Annotated in this window: 15 protein-coding genes; 4 read left to right on the top strand and 11 right to left on the bottom strand. The window is 52.0% G+C overall.

Going from position 1 to position 20036, the window contains the following annotated elements; genetic code table 11:
• Positions 1-125 precede the first annotated feature (125 nt).
• The 4 genes from HQN87_RS11205 to HQN87_RS11190 all read right to left on the bottom strand — a co-directional run bounded on the left by HQN87_RS11205 (position 126) and on the right by HQN87_RS11190 (position 3772).
• Positions 126-539, bottom strand: coding sequence for a cupin (locus HQN87_RS11205; RefSeq protein ID WP_173132277.1), 414 nt, complete (start codon positions 537-539; stop codon positions 126-128).
• Complete coding sequence (locus tag HQN87_RS11200) at positions 536-1372, bottom strand: sugar phosphate isomerase/epimerase family protein (RefSeq protein ID WP_216857239.1); 837 nt, start codon at positions 1370-1372, stop codon at positions 536-538. The genes HQN87_RS11205 and HQN87_RS11200 overlap by 4 nt, the downstream gene beginning before the upstream one ends.
• Before the next feature lie 51 nt (positions 1373-1423).
• Positions 1424-2761, bottom strand: coding sequence for an anaerobic C4-dicarboxylate transporter family protein (locus HQN87_RS11195; RefSeq protein WP_173132274.1), 1338 nt, complete (start codon positions 2759-2761; stop codon positions 1424-1426).
• A gap of 129 nt (positions 2762-2890) precedes the next feature.
• Entirely contained in the window at positions 2891-3772 is an 882-nt protein-coding gene (locus HQN87_RS11190) for a PfkB family carbohydrate kinase (RefSeq protein ID WP_216857238.1), read from the bottom strand.
• 310 nt (positions 3773-4082) lie between these two features.
• On the opposite strand from HQN87_RS11190, the gene HQN87_RS11185 reads away from it, so the two are divergent.
• Positions 4083-4793, top strand: a complete 711-nt coding sequence (locus tag HQN87_RS11185) for a GntR family transcriptional regulator (RefSeq protein WP_173132271.1) — start codon at positions 4083-4085, stop codon at positions 4791-4793.
• A 67-nt stretch (positions 4794-4860) separates the two neighbouring features.
• On the opposite strand, the gene HQN87_RS11180 is transcribed toward HQN87_RS11185, so the two are convergent.
• Positions 4861-6054 (bottom strand): WD40/YVTN/BNR-like repeat-containing protein, encoded by a 1194-nt coding sequence (locus tag HQN87_RS11180; RefSeq protein WP_173132268.1) that lies wholly within the window; start codon positions 6052-6054, stop codon positions 4861-4863.
• Between the two features lie 207 nt (positions 6055-6261).
• Between HQN87_RS11180 and HQN87_RS11175 the strand changes: the two genes are divergently transcribed.
• Positions 6262-6441: a hypothetical protein gene (locus HQN87_RS11175; protein WP_173132265.1), complete on the top strand. Its 180-nt coding sequence runs from the start codon at positions 6262-6264 to the stop codon at positions 6439-6441.
• 58 nt (positions 6442-6499) lie between these two features.
• Here the strand turns inward: HQN87_RS11175 and HQN87_RS11170 are convergent, their stop codons facing one another.
• The 5 genes from HQN87_RS11170 to HQN87_RS11150 all read right to left on the bottom strand — a co-directional run bounded on the left by HQN87_RS11170 (position 6500) and on the right by HQN87_RS11150 (position 12030).
• Positions 6500-7378: a sugar phosphate isomerase/epimerase family protein gene (locus HQN87_RS11170; RefSeq protein ID WP_367272701.1), complete on the bottom strand. Its 879-nt coding sequence runs from the start codon at positions 7376-7378 to the stop codon at positions 6500-6502.
• Positions 7379-7433: 55 nt separating this feature from the next.
• On the bottom strand, positions 7434-8456 hold the full coding sequence (locus HQN87_RS11165; RefSeq protein ID WP_246553014.1) for a LacI family DNA-binding transcriptional regulator: 1023 nt from the start codon (positions 8454-8456) through the stop codon (positions 7434-7436).
• Between the two features lie 66 nt (positions 8457-8522).
• Positions 8523-10091, bottom strand: coding sequence for a DUF3502 domain-containing protein (locus tag HQN87_RS11160; protein WP_173132256.1), 1569 nt, complete (start codon positions 10089-10091; stop codon positions 8523-8525).
• Between the two features lie 79 nt (positions 10092-10170).
• The gene (locus HQN87_RS11155; protein WP_173132242.1) at positions 10171-11067 is read right to left on the bottom strand and encodes a carbohydrate ABC transporter permease; all 897 of its coding nucleotides are present in this window, start codon (positions 11065-11067) and stop codon (positions 10171-10173) included.
• 27 nt (positions 11068-11094) lie between these two features.
• Positions 11095-12030: an ABC transporter permease gene (locus HQN87_RS11150; protein ID WP_246553017.1), complete on the bottom strand. Its 936-nt coding sequence runs from the start codon at positions 12028-12030 to the stop codon at positions 11095-11097.
• Positions 12031-12438: 408 nt separating this feature from the next.
• Here HQN87_RS11150 and HQN87_RS11145 point away from each other — a divergent pair, with 408 nt between their 5' ends.
• Together HQN87_RS11145 and bglX are read left to right on the top strand one after the other, a co-directional pair.
• Positions 12439-15765, top strand: a complete 3327-nt coding sequence (locus HQN87_RS11145) for a GH36-type glycosyl hydrolase domain-containing protein (RefSeq protein WP_173132239.1) — start codon at positions 12439-12441, stop codon at positions 15763-15765.
• A gap of 29 nt (positions 15766-15794) precedes the next feature.
• Positions 15795-17960: a beta-glucosidase BglX gene (gene bglX / locus HQN87_RS11140; RefSeq protein ID WP_173132236.1), complete on the top strand. Its 2166-nt coding sequence runs from the start codon at positions 15795-15797 to the stop codon at positions 17958-17960.
• Between the two features lie 128 nt (positions 17961-18088).
• Here the strand turns inward: bglX and HQN87_RS11135 are convergent, their stop codons facing one another.
• Positions 18089-18859, bottom strand: coding sequence for a DeoR/GlpR family DNA-binding transcription regulator (locus HQN87_RS11135; protein WP_173132233.1), 771 nt, complete (start codon positions 18857-18859; stop codon positions 18089-18091).
• Positions 18860-20036 lie beyond the last annotated feature (1177 nt).

The following is a 20036-nucleotide window of genomic DNA, read 5'->3' as shown; positions in this document are numbered from 1 at the left end:
ATAGTACCATATTCTAAGATTCACAACAGGGCTTTATCATAATTTTGTGCACAACAACAAACAACCCGCACTTTGCAGGTTGTTTGTTGAATAATACTCTTCTATTATTGCAGGCCACTCCAGTTCTACAGGCTCCAGATCTCCCGGGCTCTGGCCTTTACATCCGCCAGCTCAGACGCCGACAGCGGGCAGTATTCACTGTTATCGTTGGAGGTATCGGCGTGCTGCACATAGGCGAGCTTGGAGTCCCGTTCAACAATCGTATAGAACCAGGTATTCTTCGGTACATTGTACACCTTGCCGATGTCCATGGGGATCAGCTCGATGCTGAACTTGCCGTCCTTGCGGTCCGCCACCAGCAGAATACTTCTGCCGTGAACCGGAATGAACTGTTCATCCGTCTCCAGATGGACCTCCAGCCGGTGAATCCCGTCGATGTCGTTATCCGGCTTCCAGTTCTTGATGCAGACGAGCCATTCCTTATTTTTATATACACATTCGATCCCTGTGCCCTCATATTCGTATATATCAGCCTTCATCTAAGTACCCCCTGCTGCTCGAACCAGGCCAGCGAATTCCGCACCGCCTGCTCAGGGTCCAGCACATATCTCCGGTCAAGCAGCTCCAGACCCAGATATCCCTTGTATCCGCAGTCGCTCAGAGCCTGCAGCGCCTCACCCATCGGCAGCTTGCCTTCGCCGGGCACCAGATGTCCGCCGGGATTGCCGTCCACAAAGTGAACATACGTCATATTGCCGCCAAGCTCGCGGATGAAGTCGTGGATGGTATCTTTTCCTGTCACCGCCATAACGTCTGTATCCGCGAGCCCCTTCAGGTTCGGACTGCCCACTTCCCGGATCATTTGGGCGATATGCCCTGCGGAGTTAAACACATGGGTAGAGTACGACGTAAATGCCTCCAGAGGTAAAATCACGCCTTCCTTCTCTGCCGTTCTGCAGATTTGTTCCAGCGATTCCCTGCACCAGTTCCACATGTCGGACTCCTCAGCGTCCAGATAAGCAAGGCCCGTAGTCACCAGCATCTGGTTGCAGTCCAACTGAACAGCCGTTTCGATATGCCGGCAAAAAAACTCCACGCTTGCCTTGCGGTACACCGGGTCGGGATGGCTGATGCTAATCGGATATACGCTCTGCTCAGGAGTGAGACAGATGACCTTGAGCCCCCGCTCTTTGATGCCATGCTTCAAGTCCCGCACATTCTGCGGCGTGTAATAGTCCAGGTGGAAATGGGGGCCGGATGCCCACAGCTCAATATTCTTGAATCCCAGCCGGGCAGACGAGTCCAGGAAATAATTCAGCGAATACCGTTTGTAGTGAAAATTCGCAGTTGCGATCTGATCCAGTTGTATCATAATAGTTGAATCCTCCTTGTATGTTCTTCGGCTTCGGTTATCGTTCTTTCCCTACGTGAGGATGCTCCCCAGAAGCGTTGCCGTGACGACAGAAATCACGATATTAATCATTCCCGGCGCCATGAAGCTGTGATTCAGCACGTATTTGCCGATTTTGGTTGTCCCCGCCGTATCGAACGAGATCGCTGCAAGGCACTGGGCCGATACAGGCAGGAAGAAGTTGGCGTTCACAGCCATCCATGCCCCTACGATAATATAAGTCGGCAGATCAAGCGCAATGGCAATCGGGATCATGATCAGGGTGGTCGCGCCCTGGCTTGTCGTAAGCGCAGCAACGATGAACATAATGACCGCAAGCATCCAGGGCTGACTGTTCACAATGGACGCTACATGCTCCTGGATAAACTCCGTCTGCCCGCCGATAAACGTACTGCTCATCCAAGCCAGACCGAACGCGCACACCATGGCAAGCGCCCCCGCCCGGAAAATAGATCCGTTCAGAATCGTCTCAATGGCCGGACGGCAGAAGATGATAATCAGGGAAGCACAGACGAGCATAACAATCTCAATCGTATGGGCCATGGACAACACGGTGGTCGTCCCGTCTGCCGTCCAGGAAGGACGCAGCTCAGGGAACAAGCCCAGAACAACAATGGACACAACTCCCAGCAGGAACAAGAGTACTGCGGTTTTCGCGCCTTTGGGCACTCCGCTGCTGTCCTTCTTCTCTTCCGGCGCAGCCTGGGCTGTCAGCCCCTCATCCATCAGCCCTTCGGCCAGCCTGCGCAGGTATTCGGGGTCCTCCGCCAGCTCTTTTCCCTTACGGATCGTTAGAATTGCACTCACAATGACTCCCAGCAGCGTGGAGGGAATGGCAATGGTCAGGATCGTCCCAAGCTCGACTCCGAACGGTGCCATCAGACCCAGCATCGCGGCAGTCGCTGCCGATACCGGCGAACAGGTGATGGCTTGCTGTGACGCAATAATGCTGTTGGAGATCGGGCGCTCAGGCCGGATGCCGCTGTCGATGGCCAGCTTGTTGATAATCGGCAGCAGACTATACACCACATGCCCTGTCCCGGACAGGAAGGTGAATAACCAGGAAATAACCGGGGCGATGATCGTAACATTCTTCGGCGATTTATGCAGCATTTTCTCCGCAACCCGGACAAGGAAGTTCAGGCCGCCCGAAGACTGAAGCGCGGAAGCCGCCAGTACCACCGCCAAAATAATAAGCATGACATCCACCGGAGGCGAGGCGGGCTGCACCCGGAACAGAAATACGAAAATCGCTACACCTACACCGCCGAGCAGACCCATAAATACATCGCCGACTCTGGCACCAAAGAATATGAGTAAAAAAATGATCAAGAGTTCAAACCAGAACATAAAAAGTCCCCTTTTATAGTTTGTACTGACTTCACCGATCATTAGCCGCGTCTTCTGACTTCACAGGCGGCTTTCTTCGAATTGAATACGCTTACAACCATGGGACAGAAGTGGACTCCCACCGGCCGGTCAGACCAGTGGTGCCCCGAATCCAAAAGCTCCGTGAACCCGGCAGATTTGCGCTGCAAACTCCGCTCCCTTGCCCATGCTTGCCTTAATATCCGCAAGGAACTTGTCCTTCGGGCCAAATTCGATGTGCCGGTCCTTGGCACTCCGGATCAGCTCCATGAGAAAAGCCGTAATATAAGAATCTCCTGCTCCCATCGTGTCTAGTGCATCCGTTGAAACGGCCTGCTGGTACACCCATTCATCATCGTACAGTGCATAGGAACCCTCTTCGCCTACCGTTCCAACTACTACCTTGACACCGAGCCGCTGCGCCTTGCGCATCTCCCGTTCCCGCTCCTCTGCGGTTAAATGGCTGCAGGACAGAAAAGCGATATCTATATCAGGGCACACCTGCTGCAGATAATCGTCGTTCCAGCGGACAGAGAAATCAAAGGAGATAGGTACGCCGCTCTCCCGCAGAACGGTTAAATCCTGCTCAATGTAACTGTTCAGACTTGTATGAATCACGGCAAACTGCTTCAGGTACTCCAGATCGCCGCCGGTGAACTCCCACGCCCGTTCCTTGGCGATCCCGCCTTTGTTGGACCCGAGGAATACGCGGTCCCCCTTCTCCAGCGTGACCCGAGCATACCCGTTCTCCCCTTCGTAGCTGCGACAGCGGCTGCGGTCAATCCCGAGCTCATCAATGACCTGCTGAATGTACCGGGCGACCTCATCGTTGCCGAATTTCCCCAGATAGGCGGACTGGACACCGCACATGGCTGCGTAAGCAGAGAAGTTCAAGGCATTCCCACCGGGATACATTGTCCCCTGATGGACATATTTATCGACTACATTGTCGCCGATGCCGATTACTTTAAAGGATTCAATAATTTGTTTCATCTCCCCTATCTTTCCTCTCTTGTATGATACATACTTTGCAAATTCACTCCATGCCGGCTTTTGTATTGGAATGTTATGAGGTTATATTAGCACAAAGCAATACATGGCGCAAGATAGGGCTTTCATTTTTATTTTTTCGCGGTCTTTCTGGCATAAAAGGTTGTGCAGTGTTAACAAATGGTCCAGATTGTTATACTATATAAATATAGTAATAAAACAATACAATACATTTCGCTCTAAGTCTGCCCTGGCTAGACAAGCAATTTCTGGATAACTTCTGTAATCGATTTCACAAGTTGGAGGTAAATACATGCTTGACCCTTCCGAGTCATCGCCTTTATACAAACAGCTTCAAGAGAAAATATTAGACTCCATTCACAGCGGCTCCCTGCAGCCTGGAGATAAGCTGCCCACTGAACTGGAACTCAGCGAGGCCAACCAGGTAAGCCGGGTGACGGTTCGCGCCGCACTGGATTCGCTTACCTCCGAAGGCTACCTGGTGCGCATACCGGGCAAAGGCACCTTCATCACCAAAGACCGGATCAAGAAGAACGTTGCCGAGACGATTGGCTTCAGCGATACCTGCAGACTGCAGAACAAGGTTCCGGGCGCCAAGGTGATCAAATGCGTGATTGAAGATGCCACCCTCTCCGATCAGGAGCATCTGGGACTGAAGTCCGGCGACAAAGTGATCAATATCGAGCGCATACGCTACGCCGACGGCGTGCCGATCTCCGTGGAGTATTCGCGGTTCCCTTCCTCTTATTCGTTTCTGCTGAATGAAGACTTGAACGATAAGTCGCTGTATGAAATCTTAAGAGCCAAATATAAGGTGTCATTCGGGCACGCCAGAAAATATATCGTGCTTGAGTACGCCACCTTCGACGTAGCCACCTACCTGAATATCGCGGAAGACCATCCGCTGCTCAGTATCAAGAGCACCGTATCCGGCACAGACGGCAACAAAATCCACCGTTCCAAACAGCTTATTCTAGGCGACAAGTTCGAGTTAATTGTGTAGTACCAACAAAAGACGGGTCCTCCCCCTACAGGGAGAAGACCCGTCTTTTTGGTTACAGCTATGTTATTTACTGCCCTGTATGCTCAAAAGAAAATCTGGCTGTCCAGGTAGCGCCTGCATCTTTGGTAACGTACAGTGTAGAGCTGTTCAGGTCTCTGCCTGCCAGCCAGCCCCGGTTATGATCGGTGAAGGAGATGACTCCCTCGAATCCGGGAACCGCCTTCTGATTACTCCAGGTCCGGCCGTTGTTCTTGGTAAGCCCAACGCCTACTTCCTCCGCTGCCGGCTGGTAACCTGCCAGGAATGCCGTCGTCTTGCCGATCAGCACCATATTGCCGGGGGTACCGGAAGCCGGTCCCTTCTTCACTGTGGCCACGCCGCTTCCCGGAGCCGGACCTCCTCCCGCTGTCTCCTGGGCAATCACCCGGGTCCAGCTTACTCCGGCATTAGAGCTGCCGTAGAGGGAATAGGAAGTCTGCGACATTCCGTAATCGCCGTACAGTACAGCGTACACCTGACTTCCGTTCGCATAGAGTCGTCCGTAATTAGGAGAAGCGTATGGCACCTTCAGCATCTGCTTCCAGTTGGCCCCGCCGTCTGCCGTCCGCATCACCTGATAGCCGCTGCCCGGCACGATAACTACCGCCCACCCGCTATTCCGGCTGGTGAAATAGGCTCCGCGGGTATTGGCAGGTGTCTTGATGAGGCTCCAGCTCTCCCCGCCATCGTTCGTATAGTAAGTAGAGGCCCGGTTGTAGCCGAATCCCTTCCTGCTGTCCAGAAACTCTACGGATTCAAAGGTCACAGCCTTGTTCGACAGTCTGGTCCAGGTGGAGCCTCCATCAGCGGTGCGGATCAGATAATTCGCCGGACCGTCATTGACCGCTGCAAGCGCCCAGCCATGAACATTATCCGGGAAGTCCATCTGCCGGAAATTCCACTGCCCTTCATAGATCTTCTGGAAGTGACAGCCTCCGTCCGAGGTTCCAATCAGGAACCCGTTCCCGGCTGCCCGGCCCGTATCTGCGCTAAGGAACTCTACATCCGAGAAGGCCAGCGGCTGCGCTTCTGCCCCCTGGTGCGCCTTCTGCAGGTCCTTAAGCAGCCCATGGTCTCCGGTGCTACAGCCCTGCTGCGGCGTAGGGGCCGGTGCTGCTAACGCCTGCGCCGGAGAAGCTGACGCCCCCCAGCCGACTACAGAGATTAGACTTGCTGTAAGGAGCGTAGCGGTGATTTTCTGCAATCTGGTTGTCCAATTCATTGGTGACACCTCCTAGAATATATATACCCTCTGAGCAGAGCGTTACTCTGACAGTACATGAACATGTTACTCCATCTGAGGCCGACTATGTAGGTGTGAAAGGGGACAAAACTGTAACCTATTTCGCTAATTAGATTCCTTCCAGAATGGTTAATAATAAGAAACGAAGCTTACATGCACACCTCATTCAAGGAGGAAGTGAAGAGTATGATCAAACAAGATGTCCAGTATGCACTTCTCTCCAATCTGTGGCAGCGCGTGCACCTGATCAGCGGAGAAACCTACACCGGAGTATGCAAAATCGACCACTCCTCCGATGCACTGCATATTGAAACGAATAAAGGGAATTTCACCGTTCCTTATTGGACCATTAAGCGTTTTGTATAGAACGCACAAAAAGACCTCATTCCCCGCATCCGTGGAGCATGAGGCCTTTTATATGTGATTATATCACCGGATTCGATACGAGATCTCCACCGCGGCAACGCTTCAGGTAATTTAGCGCATGGACCTGGCCCGTCATCTCCAGTTCGCCCTGATAGACCGGGTCATGCCAGCCTTCAATATCAATCGTGCCCTGATAGCCGCCCTGCCGGAGGATGCTGATGATATCCGTCCAGTTCGAATCCCCGAAGCCCGGCGTCCGGTCCCATACATAAGGCTTCGGTCCATGAATCCCGAATTCCTTAATAACATCCCAGGCAATAGTTGCATCCTTGCCATGCACATGGAAGATTTTATCCACCCACTTGCGCAGCTGCGGGATCGGGTCGATCAGCGCGGTCAACTGATGGGCAGGCTCCCATTCCAGCCCGAGATTGTCTGCCGTAACGGCGTTGAACATTTTCTCCCAAGCTGTAGGATTATGTGCGATATTCCAGTCGCCCTTATGCCAGTCGCCGCCCATCGCACAGTTCTCAAAAGCAATCCGCAGACCCTTGTCTGCCGCCCGCTTCGACAACTCTCCGAAGACCTCGGCGAATCTCGGGAGTGATTCGTCAATGGACGAGCCCGGCAGCCGTCCGGTGAATCCGCCTATAAGGTCCGTGCCGAACAAGTGGGCATGCTCAATCAGCTGCTCCCAGCCGGCAAGGGTATCCCCGCTCTCAGGGTTGCCGCCAAGCGGATTACCATAGATCCCGACAGCAGAGATCACGAAGTGATGTTCAGCAGCCAGCTCGCGAATCCGGGCCGCCGCCTCCACCAGATCGGTATCGCCAACCGTCTGCCAGAAATTCAACTGGAAGGATTCGAAGCCGTGGTTCACAATCTGCGGAATCACCTGGAGGGCTTCACCGCCACGGACCAAAGTGCCTATTCTCAAAGATTCTTGCATCCTTAGGTTCATCTCCAATACGTTTATAGTCAGCGCCCTGCTGTTACCGGCCCTTGATCATCTTACAAGAACCCCGTTTGAGCAATACCGCATCATAGACAATATGCTGATGGGCTGAATGTTTGGTGATCAGATCGAACAGGACCCCCACACTCGACAGCGCCATTTCAGTTCCCGGCTGGCTGATCGTATCCAGCGCAGGGTGGTAATATTCTCCCATCTCAATGCCGTCGAAGCCGATAATGGAGATATCATCAGGAATAGACAGACCTGCGGTAAGCACGGCCTTGGCCGCACCGATGGCAATCGTATCGGAGGCAGCGAATATTGCGGTCACTGTTCTGTCGCGGTTAAGCAGTCTGCGTGCAGCATTGAAGCCCGAGCTTGGACTGTATTCACAATCCTCAACAAGCCCTGCGTTGTAAGACAAATGATGTTCTTCGAGTGCCATCTTGTAGCCGCTAAGCCGCCGGCTGCCGGTAGTGTCTTCCAGTAAAGGTGATTTAGCAAGAAAGCCAATGCTTTTGTGTCCGAGCGAAATGAGATAGGAGGTCGCCTTGTAGGCTTCCTTGGCTTCATCAATAGTTACACTGGAGAAGATAGCCGGGTCTACTTCCTGTGAGGTGGTAATGGTCGTCAGTACAAACGGAACCGTCAGCTGCTTGAATTTCTCTTCGGAATGATTATAAGTACCGCCCATGAAAATAATCCCGCTCAGGTTCTTCTCCTTCACCAGCTGAATGGCCGCATTGATCTCATCGGTCCCGTCCTCTACCTGATGGATGAGAAACGGATACCCGCGAAGATTAACCTGCCGTTCAATTTCTTTGATCATAATGGCGAAGAACGGGTTGGTAATCCCTTTAACCATGAGTGCAATGTTCTTGGATTGTGTGGTTTTCAAATTCCGCGCATTGGAATTGGGAATATAGTTGTATTCCTTGACGACATTCAGGACCTTCTCCCGGGTCGCACTGCTCACCAGACCCTTATTGTTGATCACTCTGGACACTGTTGAAATGCCCACACCGGATATCCTCGCGATATCCTTAATGTTTACGTCCACACTACTCCCCCATTTATAGGTAAGGGAGCTATTCATAATAGCTCCCCTGTAACCTATGTCATTCTTTTAGTTAACAGGTGTAAATTCTGCCAATTGTTTCTCTACTTCGGCAATGACCTTGTCAACTCCTGCTTTTTTGAGCTGATCGCGGTATTCTGCTACAGCTGTCTTTGGATCTTTGTTTGTTTTACCCAGCATGAGCTGAATACCAAGCTGTGCATTCACGTTCGAGATCGAAGCAATTTCGGTAGTTACATTAGCCGGATCGAAGCTGAAACCGTTGTATGGATCGTCGATCGCTTCTTTATCCCATGCAGCGAACAGGTCTTTACGGACCGGGTTATCAGTATCACTAGGAATCACGAACTTGTCATTTCTGAGGGACCAGGCCGAGAAGCCTCCGCCGTCTGTTTTTTCATTGAAGCCCTGCGGCTGTTTCTTCACGCCATCTTCAATCACGTAGTGCTTGCCTTCGATACCATATTGCATCAGGTTGTAGTAACTTGCATCGGTCATGAATTTCTCAATTACCATCAGTGAACGCTCTGGGTTTGAGGAGTTCGCACTGATTACTGTCGAGTTGTCTACACCCATCTTACGTTTGATTTTCTTGTTGGCTTCAGCAAAAGTATAGAAGGCTGTAGGAGAATTAGGCAGCGCCTTGATATCTCCGCCATACTGGCCGATCCAGTCCTGGGCATGAGTCAGATAACCCGCAGAGTTCGCGGCTCTGAAGTTGTCTTTGCTGCCGAGGGAAGCGGACAGAACGTCTTTACCCCAGTACCCCTTGTCGCCCCACTCACGCATTTTCACAGCCCAATCCTCGAATTCCTGGGTGAAGGCTGGATGGAATACTTTTTTGTAATCTTCCGGGCTCTTGGTAACCAGATTCAGTTCATTCAGCGAGATACCAGGTGCGTTCAGCCACATGTCTGTAGTATCTACGAGCATTCTGTACATGTTCTGAGCATCCTCAGCCTTACCGTTGATTGGAGGGAAGGATTCTTTGGCAACCACATTATCCATGTATTTAACCATATCATCAATCGACTTAATTTCAGTCATGCCGTATTTCTTCAGCAGGTCGGTACGGTAGGCATAACCGGCAGGTGTGTATTCACTGAACAGACTCGGTACGCCATAGATTTTGCCATCTACCTTAGTATTCTGCCAGGAGGATTCAGGAACCTCTGCCTTCAGCTTAGGAGCCACCTTGTCAAGCATATCGGTAATGTCCGTCAGCGCACCTTCAGTAGCCAAGGTGTAGTAGGACACAGGAGCACCAGGTGATGCATGTGACAGATCGAACGATTCGCCGGAAGCGAATAGCAGCGGATACTTGGTTGCTACGTCTCCCCAGTCAATATATTTGATTTCAAGCGTAGTATTCAGATCAGCCTTAAGCTTCTTGTTAATCTCAGCCAGAATCTCTTTATTGGTAACTCCTTCACTGCCCCACAGGTAGTACGTCAACTTCGCTTCCTTAGAAGTATCTGCTCCTCCTGTGCTTGTGGATGGAGCATTCGACCCTGCCGGAGTATTGCCATTTGCATTATTGTTCGATGAACACGCGGATAGCACTCCAGTAAGCATGAGGACAGCAGCTAGAGAAGAAGCAATCTTTTTACCTTTCATTCGGTAAGCCTCCCTTTTCTTTTCTATATTATGGATTGTGCATCTATAACAAACACCCTTCGATTGAAGCAGGCGTCCATTAACCCTTAACAGCACCGATGGTAAGACCGGTTACGAAGTAACGCTGAATGAATGGATACAGGAGAATGATCGGGCCTGTGGCCAGTACCGCTGTAGCCATCTTGATGGATTGAGTCGGCAGATCGGCTGTATTAATGACCGCCCCCGAGTTGATGAGACTGCCCATATTCGCCTGATTGATCATGCGCTGCAGGAAGTACTGGAGCGGGAATTTGCTCTGAGTGTCCATGTATAGCATTCCGTTATACCACTCATTCCAGAAGCCCAGTGCCGAGAACAGTCCGATCGTTGCCAGTGACGGAACCGCCAGCGGCATGAAGATGCGCCAGTAGATGCGGAAATCGCCTGCGCCGTCAATCGTCGCTGATTCATACAGGGAATCCGGGATCGCCTTCATGAAGTTACGCATCAGGAAGATCGACCACGCCCCTACCACTGCCGGGAGAATCATGGCGAAGAGATTGTCCTTGAGGTGCAGATGCTTAACCATCAGGATGTAAGTCGGAATCAATCCTCCGCTGAACAAGGTGGTGAAATAGATCAGGAAGGAGAAGAAGTTACGGTATTTGAAATCCTTTCGGTTCAGGACAAATCCGGCCATAGACATCATGAACAGCCCGAGCACCGTACCGACGACTGTGATAAAGATCGTTACCTGATAAGCATCCACCAGCTTGGAGGAGTTACTGAGCAACAATTCATAGGCCTTGAAAGAAATCTCATTCGGTATCAGCTTGTACCCCTCGCGGATAATCTCCTGCTCATTCATGAAGGAGGAGGAGATCATCAGCGCAAACGGAAACACACAGAACAGGGCAAAGATGGAGATGCAAATGTAGCTGATCACCTTAATGAAAATGCTGCCTGAATCCTGTTTAATAGTATTACTTGCCATGTTAACACCCCTGTTTCTTAACTTGTCTTAGAAGAGCGCGCTGTCCGGTTCAACCTTGCGAACAATAAAGTTAACAACAAGCACCAGGACCAGACCGAACAAGGATTGGTAGAAGCCTACGGCAGCGCCCATCGAGAAGTTGAATTGTCCAACGAGAGAACGGAAGACATACGTATCTATAATATCCGTCTGCGGATACAGCACGGAGTTTGTTCCAATCAAATTGTAGAATAGGTCGAAGGAGCCTTTGAGAATTCCGCCCATACCGAACAGGAGGAGCAGAATGAAGGTTGGCTTCAGAATCGGCAGAGTCATATAGCGGATACGCTGCCAGGTAGTGGCACCGTCCATATAGGCTGCTTCATAGAGATCATGGTTGATCCCCGTTATAGCTGCCAGATAGACAATCATACCGTAACCGGTACTTGCCCAGATCTTGAACGCAACAATGATGTACTTCCAGATTCCAGCGTCGGAGTAGAACTCAATCTTGTCTAAGCCCGTACTGGTAAGCATCGTATTGATAAACCCGGAGTTGAAATTGAACAGGTTATACGCGAACACGCCGACGATAACCATTGAGATAAAGTTTGGAAGCAGAATAACCGACTGGGAGATCTTCTTAAACCACTTGCCCGCAATCTCCGACAGCATGATGGCAAATACAATCTGGATGATGTTACCGAGTGCAAGGAACACCAGATTGTAGAGCAAAGTATTCTTGGTGATATTCCAGAGGTCTCCGTTCTGAATCAGGAACTCAAAATTCTTGAGTCCGATAAAGTCACTGCCAAAGATCCCTTTGTTGAGCTTGTAATCGACAAATGCAACGTAAGCGCCCGGCATTACCGCATAATGAAAGACTGCGAAATACACAATGACAGGCAACAGCATAAGATACAGCACTTTGTTCTTCAATAATTCGCGGACGATATTTCCGCCCGATTGTACAAATCTTGCCAATGAGCCCACCTCCTAAATGAACAATGCATTCCACTGCAATGATTAACCATTTTCGCTGATATAGAAACGTTTCCATTATTCCTTTGTGTTTCCCCTTGCTCAGAGCATACTCCTTCCTTGTATACGCTGTCAAACATTTTTTATTTTCAAATAACAAGTAATAAATTTACATTTAACTGAACATAATATATAAAAAGCCGGTTTTTTTATAGATAATTGACTTTTTTCCGTCAAAAGTCTAAACTCGAAATGAATCGCTTATGGAAACGTTTCTATTAGATTTTCCCACGGACATGTTAACCTTTTTTTGTGACATCTGATGATGAATTCCCCCATTCTGATCCATTTCATGTCCTAATCAAGCACTCGAAAGAGAGGGTACTAATGATATTCACACAACAAATGAACATGATTACCTTAACCCGGGATGACCTGTCGTATACATTCCTGCCAACAGGAGATGTTTTGGAGTTCACACAGGCCTCCACTCTTATTAATCAGTTCCAAGGCAACCCGGCAGACGGCTCTGCCAATAATATCTATCTGCGTGTATATACGGAGCAAGGAATTAACAGCTATCCGCTGCTCGGTATCCGCTCCGGTTCCACACTGTCCCGCACAGATGACAAGCTGATTTTCACAGGTAGTATTGAAGCCATCAGCTACCGCGTCACCTTCGCACCGGCCAAGGACGGCATCTGGTTCTGGCATATTCAGCTCTCCGGCAGCGGCGAGACCGTCGATGTGGTGTACGGACAGGATGTCGGAATCGCGGACAAAGGCGGAGTACTGGCTAACGAGCTGTATATGAGCCAATATCTGGACCACAGCATCTGGGAAGGCCCGTATGGCTATGCCGTATGCTCGCGCCAGAACCAGCCGCAGGGAGCAGATTTCCCTTATCTCCAGCAGGGTGTAGTCGGTAAGCAGGCAGTAGGCTATTCAACCGACGGTATGCAGTTCTTCGGTATTTCCTATAAAGGGACTTATGTGCCTGAGGCGTTAGCGGGCAATCTCCAGAACCGCAATTACCAATACGAGCTGGCTTATACTGCACTCCAGACCGAGAAGATGGTCCTGTCGGCTCCGGCTGAGTTCGCCTTCTACGGCCTATTCCGCTCCACTCATCCGTCTGCTGTTACAGCGCTTGAATTCCAGGCTGAGCTGCAGGCCGCTTATGATGAGATCAACTGGAGCGGTAAGGAAGCTGTACCAAGCAGGGATGTGCCTGTGCTAAGCACGGAGTTCGGCACCCCTTATGTTTCTGCGCAGTGGTCGCAGGCTGCTATTGACGCCGCCTACCCTACCCGCAAGCTTGAAGAAATTGAGAATGGCCAACTGCTCTCCTTCTTCACGGACGAGCATGTCCACGTTGTCCTGCAGCCCAAGGAGCTGCTGGTTGAACGTCCGCACGGCCATATCATCACTTCGCTGCTGGGCGACAAGCAGGTAGACAACAACCTGATCTCATCCACCAACTATATGTACGGGATTTTCAACGGGCAGACGGTTGTAGGCAATACCTCTTTCCATAAAGGGCTCTCCACGCCGCGCGGCCTGCTGAACATTCAGCGGAACAGCGGTCAGCGGATCTATGTCCGTCTGGATGGAGTGTACCGGATTCTTACGCTGCCAGCGGCTTATGAGATGGGCGTTAATTTTGCCAAATGGCATTATCAGATTGAGGACGATGTGCTGACCGTTACCGCTCTGGCCGCAGCAGGCCAGCCGGATGTCGCCCTTCAGGTACAGTCGGCCTTAGGCAGATCCTATGATTATCTGATCACGAACCAGCTGGTTATGGGCGAGCATGAATTCCGGCAGCCGGTAAGAGTAGAGTCCAAGGATGGCATCCTGCAGATTCTGCCCGATGAGGCGTCTGTTCACAAGCTTCCATATCCCGGCCTCCATTTCGATATCCAGCTCCCGGGAACCGCATATACGTACAGTGATGACCGGGTGTTCTATGCGGACAAACAGCCGCGCAACGGTACACTGCTGACAATTTCTGTTACACAGTCGGCTGGCTTCCAGCTAGTCTTGCAGGGCAGACTTACAACATCGGATATGCTTCCGCTAGTGTCTCCTTACACTCAGGAGAAGGAGCAGGCTCTATTCCATGAGTTCTACTCAAAGTTCATATCCGGCTTCAAGCTGCAGATTGACGGCACAGAACAGTCGCGGATTGATATCCTGAACGAGACGGCATGGTGGTATACCCACAATGCGATGACCCACTTCATCATGCCGCATGGCCTTGAACAGCCGGGCGGAGCTGCCTGGGGCACACGCGATGTCTGCCAGGGACCGATGGAATATTTCCTGATGACCCAGCATTATGAGCTGGCCAGAAATGTACTGCTGAAGATCTATTCCCACCAGCTCTGGGAGAGCCGGGAATGGCCGCAATGGTTCATGTTCGACCAGCATCCGGTCCAGGCCCATGAATGGCATGGCGATGTTGTGCTCTGGCCGCTTAAGTGCATCAGCGATTACATCATGGCTACCGGAGATTACTCGATTCTCCAGGAAGAGATCGGCTACCATCATCTGGCGGACGCTCAGCCAAGCCAGCAGAAGGAAACCGTCCTAGCGCATGTCAAGGCTGCGGTAGAGACCATCCGTGAACGCTTCGTGCCCGGCACAGCCCTGATCAACTATGCAGGCGGCGACTGGGATGATACCCTTCAGCCTGCGAATGAAGCGCTGAAGACCAAGCTGGTAAGCGCATGGACGGTAGCGCTCGCCTTCCAGGTGATCCGCAATCTGTCACAGGTGACGTCTGCTGATCCTGAATTCTCCGCCAGCCTTGCGGCTATGGCAGAAGAGATGAAGGAATCGTTCCGTACGCTCCTGATCAAGGACGGAGTCATTGCCGGCTTCGCATACTTCCAGGAGGACGGCAGCATTGATTATATGCTTCACCCGCTGGATACAGAGACCGGCATTCATTACCGGTTATTGCCGATGACTCGCAGCATTATTGCCGAGCTGGTCACTCCGGATCAGGCGGCAGAGAACCTGCGCCTGATCGACGAGCACCTGAACTGTCCGGATGGAGTGCGCCTGATGGACCGTCCTGCCCGCTATGAGGGCGGCGTCAGCACCATCTTCCGCCGTGCCGAGCAGGCTGCCAGCGTCGGCCGCGAGATCAGCCTGCAATATGTACATGCCCATATCCGCTATATCGAAGCCTCCGCCAAGCTGGGCGAAGCGAAGCGGGCCTGGGACGGCCTGTTCCAGATCAACCCGATCAATATCCGGCAGAGCGTGCCGAATGCCCAGCTGCGCCAGAGCAACATGTACTTCAGCAGCTCGGATGGTGATTTCCCTGACCGCTACAGCTATCAGGAGAACTTCGACCAGCTGCGTGACGGCAGCGTTGAGGTTAAGGGCGGGTGGCGCCTGTATTCCAGCGGCCCCGGGATCTATCTGAACCAGCTCATCTCGGCAGTTCTCGGTATCCGCTTCAGTGAAGAAGAACTGGTTATTGACCCGGTACTTCCGGCAACACTTGACGGGCTGCGCTTCACTTATGAGTGCTTCGGCCGGATGATGACCTTCGTCTATCACATCGGCTCCGGACCGGCAAGCACGCCTGAAGTACACGCAGCAGGCGTTGCTGTTACCGGCCAGGTCCTATCCAATCCATACCGTCCAGGTGCGGTAAGTATTACCAAGAATAACCTGCTTGCGCTGCCTGGCGATGAGCTGCATATCTATTTGAGACAATAACTTTCAGTACGCTTACGAAGGAGTTAGCCATGACGAAACCGTTTATCCAAGATCTCGTGAACGATATGACACTAGACGAGAAGTTGGCCCAGCTGACCCAGCTTGGTCCATACTATTGGGGTCTGGATGATACCGTGGATCTGACGGGTCCATTCAAAGAACTTAATATCCAGCCGCAGGTGATCGAGAGCATCGGAAGCGTTCTGAACGGCATAGGTGCGCGGAATGTCATTGAGCTCCAGACCCGGCATCTGGAATCCAGCCGCTTGAAGATTCCCCTGCTCTTCATGGCAGACGTCATTCACGGCTACCGGACGATCCTGCCGATTCCCCTGGCGATGGGCTGCAGCTTCGATCTTGCGGCCATCGAGCGGTTCGCCGAAGTCGCCGCCCGGGAGAGTGCTGCCGCCGGTATCCACCTCACCTTCTCCCCCATGACCGACCTCGTGCGTGATCCGCGCTGGGGCCGGGTGATGGAGACCTCCGGTGAGGACCCTTACCTGAATGCCCGCGTGACCGAGAGCATGGTCCGCGGCTATCAGGGCACCGACCTGAAGGAGCCGGGGCGGATCGCCGCCTGTGTGAAGCACTTTGCCGGCTACGGGGCGCCTGAGGGCGGCCGCGAATACAACACGGTGGATATGTCCACCGGTGTACTCCGTGAATTCTATCTGCCTGCCTACAAGGCGGCAGTAGATGCCGGTGTCGCCATGGTCATGGCTGCGTTCAATACCATTGACCGCATTCCGGCCAGCGGCAACAGTAAGCTCCTCCGCGGCATTCTCCGCGAGGAGTGGGGCTTCAATGGCGTGACCATCGCCGACTTCAACTCGGTGAATGAGCTGGTTCCCCATGGTGCTGCGCAGGACGGCCGTGAAGCCGCCCAGAAGAGCCTGGCTGCGGGACTGGATATCGAGATGATGTCCACCCATTATCTGAACCATGGCGCCGCGCTGGTCGAGGAAGGACTGCTAGACATCAGCCTGATCAACGAAGCGGTGACCCGGGTGCTGGAGCTTAAGGATGCGCTCGGCCTGTTCGAGAATCCGTTCAAGGATGCCGATCCGGTGGCTGACGAAGCCGATAAGCCAAGCCCCGAGCATCTGCAGGCTGCACGCGAACTGGGTGCAAGCTCGGTGGTGCTGCTGAAGAATGAGGGCGGAGTTCTGCCGCTGAAGCGCGGCATGAAGATCGGTCTCGCCGGTCCCTTCGCCACCTCGATCAATGTTCTTGGCGGCTGGGCCGGTACAGAGAAAGACCCGGCGGTCTCGCTCTACACCGGCATCACCGGCAAGATTCCGGCTGCGGACCTGCTCACAGCGATGACTGGGGAGCTTGGAAGTATGCTGGAGGGCGTCTTCGACGTTCGCGACGATACGGAGGCTGCCTATGAGCAGCTGAAGGATTGCGATGTGATTCTTGCCGCAGTCGGCGAGAATCAGCAGGATACCGGGGAAGGCGGCAGCAAGGCCAGTCTACGGCTGTCCGCTAACCAGGAGAAGCTAATCCACCGTCTCAAGGAGACCGGCAAGCCGGTCATCACGATTGTGTTCAGCGGACGCCCGCTGGAGCTTGCACCGGTGCTTGATGCAAGCGATGCGCTGGTACAGGCCTGGTTCCTGGGCAGCGAGTCAGGGAATTCCATTGCAGATGTGCTGTTCGGCGACTATAACCCGTCCGCACGCCTCTCAATGAGCTTCCCATACTCTGTGGGCCAGGTTCCGGTGTACTACAACGCTTATCAGACGGGACGCCCCTATGATCCGCAGTATCCGAATGTGCGTTATGTGACCCGCTATCTGGATATTCCGAATGATCCGTTATTCTGCTTCGGCTACGGCCTCAGCTACTCCACCTTTGCCTACAGCGGGCTAACGGTAGAGACTGCGGCAGACGGCCGGGTGCTTGCCTCCATTGAGGTTGAGAATACCTCTGAGGTTACCGGCAAGGAGACCGTGCAGCTCTATATCCGCGATGTGACCGCCAGTGTGGTCCGCCCGTGCAAAGAGCTGAAGGGCTTCCGGCAGATTACGCTTGCCGCACATGAGAAGCAGACGGTATCGTTTGAAATCACCAGAGAGATGCTCATGTTCTACGGTCAGGATGACCAGCTCGTATTCGAGCCGGGAGACTTCGACATCATGCTGGGTGCAAGCTCCAGCGACCACAGCACACAGCGGATCTGGATCGGCTGATCCCGGTGTCCAGATGCATCCAATTACGCCAGCTTCATCATAGCTCTAATTGAATAACACAACAGAAAGCGCCAATCCTCTCACCTGAAGGTGAACAAGGATTGGCGCTATTTGGGTAACACGCTGAGTTATGATCCGGCCAGCAGCTCTATATCCAGCCGGGCAAAGGTATCCTTCCATTCCGCAGAGCAGCCGCTGTCAGTCAGGACCATAGAGATATGCTCGATCGGGGCAATCTGGGCAAAGGTTGTGACGCCGAACTTGGAATGGTCCGCTACCAGAATGGATTCTTCCGCCCGTTCCATCATCCTGCGGGAGATCAGGGCCTCCTCCAGATGGTAGTCGGTAATTCCCTCCGAGAGCGAAATCCCCCCGGCCGAGATGAAGGCCTTGTTCACCTTGAACTGGCCCAGCAGATCATGGGCGGTAATCCCCACTGCCGCCTGATACGCTATATTCACCTCACCTCCGGCAAAAATAACCTTCCCCTGAAACTGCTCCAGCGCACAATTCAGCACCGGAACCGAGTTCGTAATGACCGTCACCTGTGAGCGGTCCTTGAGCTGGCGCATGATCTCAAGTGTGGTCGTCCCGTTATCCAGGATAACCGTCTCGCCGTCTTGAATAAGCGACGCTGCGAGCCTCCCGATCGCCTGCTTGTCCGCCAGATGCATCTGGGAGCGCCTCATGAAGGTCGGTTCATTATTCCCGGAGCGAATCCTCACGGCTCCCCCATACACCTTACGCAGCCTTCCCTCCTTCTCCAGCCGGTCCAGATCACGCCGGATGGTCTCTGTCGTAACACCGAACCGCTCCGCCAAAAAATGCACCTGCACCTTCCCCTCCAGCTCCAGCTGGGAGAGTATCGTGTGCTTCCGTTCCTCATAGGTCAGTGACATGCACGTTTCCTCCAGTCTTAGTGGCAAGTAATAATAAGTTCCAAGTAGCAATTAATAGTACTAATGAATTCCAGTAATAGAGACTACCAGTGCTAATCCACAGTACTAATGAATTCCAGTAACAGCGCCTTCCTTTATGTTATGCACGCATGGTGCCTGCTTGAAAACAATGTGGTTTCTAGTGTGTTGATGTTGATTTCCTCAGTATATGGAGCAGAATCCCACTTGTCAATGCAGCCGATTTCGGTACAGATTTTTCTTAACACACAAGTCTGTGCTACTCTCTGCCCCCCACTAACTCTGCTCTCTAGCCCCTTCTGCCCTCGCACAACTCTAGCACTATAGCTATGGCACTCTAGCAACTCTAGCTATGGCGCCTCTAGCAACTCTAGCTATGGCACCGCTAGCAACTCTAGCTTCACAGCAACTCTAGCACCTCTAACGACCGACTCTCTAATATCTCCAGAACACACTTTATACGGAGGAAGGAGTGGCGAATAAATGTACTTGGTACAATTAAAAGTAAGGTTAACCGGTGAATTCATGGCATAACTGTATTCTGTACAGCTAAATATAGTATCCGGTCATCCTTTAGGGAAAAGTAATCAATATAGTTGTACACTCTGCAGTTATAACGCTTAGCACGTAAAATCCAGCCATTTTAGCTGTATGAAATACAACTAGAGCCTGTGGACTTCCTTATCCCACGCGAAAGTTTGGACCGGCTTGGCTTAGCTCGACTATAGTTAGTATCTCTTAAGCTCCGATTGCATTTCATACAGCAGATTACTCCAAAACCCGCCGAAAACCAGCATCTGTTGCACTTTGTACATTAGTATTCCAGGAAAAAGCTGCTGTGGAGCGTAATCAGTGAAATCAACTGTACCAAATACAGCAGAATGAGATTTTACATAGAATCGAAGCATTTCTGTTGTAGAAAGTGCAATCAGCCCAGAAGCTGTAGCCTGATGACAGCACACAATTTTATAGATTGACAGATGCCAATTATCATTCTAAAATCAACATGAAACAACACGAAGAAAGATAAATCAACAATCGAAGTTAGACACTGCTGATTAGACACCACTACTACCATATGGGCTGCGGTTTGATGTGATGTGGCCTGGTGGGCTGCGGTCTGGTGTGATGAGGTCTGGTGGGCTGTAGCCTGCTGTGA

Source organism: Paenibacillus tritici (genome assembly GCF_013204885.1).
GTDB classification, from domain to species: Bacteria; Bacillota; Bacilli; order Paenibacillales; family Paenibacillaceae; genus Paenibacillus_AQ; species Paenibacillus_AQ tritici.
This window is presented reverse-complemented; position numbering and strand designations above follow the sequence as displayed.